This is a genomic window from Stenotrophomonas sp. 2YAF22 (assembly GCF_052114665.1).
GTDB lineage: Bacteria > Pseudomonadota > Gammaproteobacteria > Xanthomonadales > Xanthomonadaceae > Stenotrophomonas > Stenotrophomonas indicatrix.
Genome location: NZ_JBFRFE010000487.1, coordinates 1 through 3341 on the forward strand (window position 1 = coordinate 1; position 3341 = coordinate 3341).

Annotated in this window: 5 protein-coding genes; all 5 read right to left on the reverse strand. The window is 66.5% G+C overall.

All coding sequences use genetic code 11. The features are described from left to right. A partial coding sequence (locus AB4Y84_RS16910) for a PA2169 family four-helix-bundle protein (RefSeq protein WP_442250498.1) occupies positions 1-247 on the reverse strand: 247 nt, incomplete at its 3' end. A gap of 209 nt (positions 248-456) precedes the next feature. Beyond that, positions 457-954, reverse strand: a complete 498-nt coding sequence (locus tag AB4Y84_RS16915; RefSeq protein WP_154881105.1) for an Ohr family peroxiredoxin — start codon at positions 952-954, stop codon at positions 457-459. A gap of 32 nt (positions 955-986) precedes the next feature. Continuing rightward, the gene (locus tag AB4Y84_RS16920) at positions 987-1754 is read right to left on the reverse strand and encodes an SDR family oxidoreductase (protein WP_442244523.1); all 768 of its coding nucleotides are present in this window, start codon (positions 1752-1754) and stop codon (positions 987-989) included. A gap of 115 nt (positions 1755-1869) precedes the next feature. Then, entirely contained in the window at positions 1870-2901 is a 1032-nt protein-coding gene (locus AB4Y84_RS16925; RefSeq protein ID WP_442244522.1) for a LysR substrate-binding domain-containing protein, read from the reverse strand. After that, positions 2898-3155: a sigma factor-like helix-turn-helix DNA-binding protein gene (locus AB4Y84_RS16930; protein WP_223483463.1), complete on the reverse strand. Its 258-nt coding sequence runs from the start codon at positions 3153-3155 to the stop codon at positions 2898-2900. Before AB4Y84_RS16930 ends, AB4Y84_RS16925 begins: the two co-directional genes overlap by 4 nt. Positions 3156-3341 lie beyond the last annotated feature (186 nt).

The window sequence follows — 3341 nt, forward strand, 5'->3', positions numbered from 1 at the left end:
CCTTGCCGTAGAACTGCTGCATGGAACCGACCATGGTGCCGTGCTCGGCCGGCTTGCCGCCGGTAGCGGCCACCGAGCTGCTCAGCGAGGACACGATGCGGCCCTTCACGCCGGCGATGCGGACGAACAATGCCGACAGCTCGGCATCCTTCACCTTGGTTGCGGCTTCCTCGTAGAAGGACTTGCCATCACGTGCGATCTCGATCAGGTCGTTGAGGCGATGCTCGATGGTGGACTGGGTGCTCATGTGTAGTCTCCTCTGGGGGAAAAAGGGCAACAGTGGAATCCGTTGCCTGCGAGCCCAGACTGGCCGACCGGGTGTGGTTCGCGGGTGAGCATCGATTGATGCGGTGATCATGCTGCCCAACGGCGCCCCACCCACTCACGCGGGCGACGCGGCGTCTTCACCGCATCTGAATCCTGGCAATGACCTGCACGGTCATCCGCACCGCATGTCTAGTCCACCGCTACCCGCACCACATGGCTGATGCCCCGATGGAACATCTTCGCGTACGGACAGACCCGCTCGGTGTTGCGCACCAGTTCGGCTGCACGTATCGGGTCCATGCCAGGCAGGCACACCACGATCTCGGCAGACAGCAGGTACAGGCCGTCCACGGGATCGCGCGCGAACGTCACCGCTACGTCGATGCTCGGCTCGACCAGTTCCATTCCCGCACGCGCAGCCACCAGCACCATCGCACCGTGGAAGCAGCCGGCGTAGCCCGCCGCCAGCAACTGCTCGGGATTGGTACCGCCACCGGGTCCACCCAGCTCAGCAGGCAACCGCAGGTCCACTGACAGCGCACCATCATCGGACCGCACCACGCCCGACGCGCGGCCATGCTGTGCCACGCCACCACTGACCCGCACCCGTCCGGTATACAGCGGGCGCACCTCATCACCGTGGTACTTGTCGAGCACACTGTGCGGAGGCGGTTTCAGCCCGGTCATCGCCGGTTCCTGCTGTCAGCGTCCACCGCCGATCAGGCCGGCTGGCCCTGTGCCAGCCCGGACTGCTGCAACCAGCGCTCGAAGCCGATCGTGCCGAGCCATGCCTGGCCCACCGGCACCAGCGTGTCCTGCTGCAGCTGCGCACCGAAGTAGCGCGCCTGGGCATCGCCAACCACTTCACGCGCGTCACCGGTTGCCTGCAGGAAGCGCTGCGCCAGCACCGCCATCGATTCGCGTTCCGGGCCGGCGATCTCCACCACGCCATTGGCTGGTGCCTGCTGCGCGATGCGCGCAACCGCATCGGCCACATCCTCGGCGGCGATCGGCTGCACTGCGGCGGTCGGCAGCTGCAGGGTCTGGCCGTCACCGGCTGCCTGGATGATGCCCGGCAGGAACTCGAAGAACTGCGTCGAGTGGATGATCGTGTACGCCAGGCCCGAATCGCGGATCAGGCGTTCCTGGGCGATCTTGCCGCGGAAATAGCCGCTGGCCGCCAACTTGTCGGTACCCACCACCGACAGCGCGAGATGATGACGTACGCCTGCCTGCGCCGCGGCCGCCAGGATGTTGTGGCCGGCAGTCACGAAGAACGACAGCACCGCCGCATCTTCGAACGAGGGCGAGTTGGCCAGGTCGACCACTACCTCGGTGCCTGCCATCGCAGCGGCCAGGCCCTCGCCGCTCAGCACATCGATACCGGTGGAGGGTGCAGCGACGACGACCTCATTGCCGGCCGCATGCAGGCGATCGACCACCTTGCTGCCGATGCGGCCGGTGCCACCGATGACGAGGATCTTCATGACAGGTCTCCTGGAAGGTGGAAGGTGCGGATGTGGCTGCATGCTAGGAACGCATTGGCCGGCGCAGTAGATCCGCAGCGGGCCACGCACTGTTGCCGCATCGGCACCAATGCGGTCATGCCCATGCCGGGGCCGAATCGCGCTGCACTGCCGCCTGCTGCCGCGCTTCCCAGTGCGAGAACACATCCAGATCCAGCGCGCGTATGCGCTGGGTGCTGAAATCGATGAACGCGCGGATCCGCTTGGGCAGCTGGCGTCGGCTGAGATAGCACAGGTAGTGGCCACGATCGTGAGGCGCGTAGCAGTCCAGGCAGGTCACTACAGCGCCTGAGCGCAGCGCATCACTTACCTGGTAGCTGGGCAACTGGGCGACCCCAAGCCCGTCGATCACGGCCTGCAGGACAAGATCGGCGTCATTGAACACCACCTCCGCCGGCGGCTGCAGATTCACATCCTGGCCRTCCACACGGAAGTCCCAGCGCTGCAGGCGCCCACCAGGCAGGCGTCGACCGATGCAGGCATGGCTGGACAACGCTTCGATGGTGTCTGCCAGGCCATGTGCCTGCACATACGCGGGCGACGCACAGACCACCAGCTGCATCGGCACCAGCTGCTTGGCGATCACCTGGCTGTCTTCCAGCACGCCATCGCGGAACGCTACATCGATGCGATCGGCGGCCAGGTCCGGTGCCTGCTCGTCCAGCAGCAGCTCCACAGAGACCTGTGGATACTCCGCGCGGAACGCAGACAGCAGCGGCGCGATCACCCGGCGTCCGAAGCCATGGGTCGCACTGATCCGCAGATGCCCGCGCGGCGGTCCTTCGCGCAGGTCGCGCATTTCATCCAGCGCCTGCAGGATGCTGGCAACGCCCGGGCTGCAGCCCTCCAGGAACAGCTCGCCTTCGCGGGTGAGTGTTGTCGAGCGCGTGGTGCGCAGGAACAGGCGCACGCCCAGTTGTCCCTCCAGCTTCTGCACGCTGCGGCTGACGGCCGAACGACCGATGCCGAGGCGATCACCGGCGCGGGCGAAGCTGCCCTCGGCGGCTACCGCGATGAATGCCAGAACCCCGGCATAGCTGGCGGAGAAGGACGCAGTGAGGGAATCGCGGCCGTCGCTGGCCAGACAGGACTGCGGCATGACATTCATGGTGTTCCAGGCTCCTGGAAGTCGCGTCGGGCAAGCAGGTGGGCGCGTGCATGGGCCAGTCGCTGGCGGCATGCCGGCAGCTCCAGCCCCAGCAGTGGCGCGATGTCCTCAAAGCCCGCGCCCAGCACGTCATGCAGCAACAGCACGGCCCGCATGTCCGGTGGCAGTTCGTGCAATGCGGCAAGGAAGGCCTGCCAGACCCGCTCACTGGCGGGGCAGGCTGCTGCGCGGTTCGGGGCGGATGAGGTGTCCATGCCCGGCAGACGGGCGAGCATCCGCCGCTGTGACAGACCATTGGTGTTTTTCGCTCAACACCGTGCAGCCCTGCCCTCGCCTACCGCCCCGCGTGCAGCGGGCCTAGCCTCGCTGCGTCCCTCAACTCCCATCGGAACACCGTCATGAGCCAACGCCTGGACTACGCCGCACAGTCGCCCGAACTC

What these genes read in the sequence shown, in the direction of transcription:
- AB4Y84_RS16915 (WP_154881105.1), bottom strand. Translation starts at nt 954, where the DNA reads ATGACCGGGCTGAAACCGCCTCCGCACAGTGTGCTCGACAAGTACCAC.
- AB4Y84_RS16920 (WP_442244523.1), bottom strand. Translation starts at nt 1,754, where the DNA reads ATGAAGATCCTCGTCATCGGTGGCACCGGCCGCATCGGCAGCAAGGTG.
- AB4Y84_RS16930 (WP_223483463.1), bottom strand. Translation starts at nt 3,155, where the DNA reads ATGGACACCTCATCCGCCCCGAACCGCGCAGCAGCCTGCCCCGCCAGT.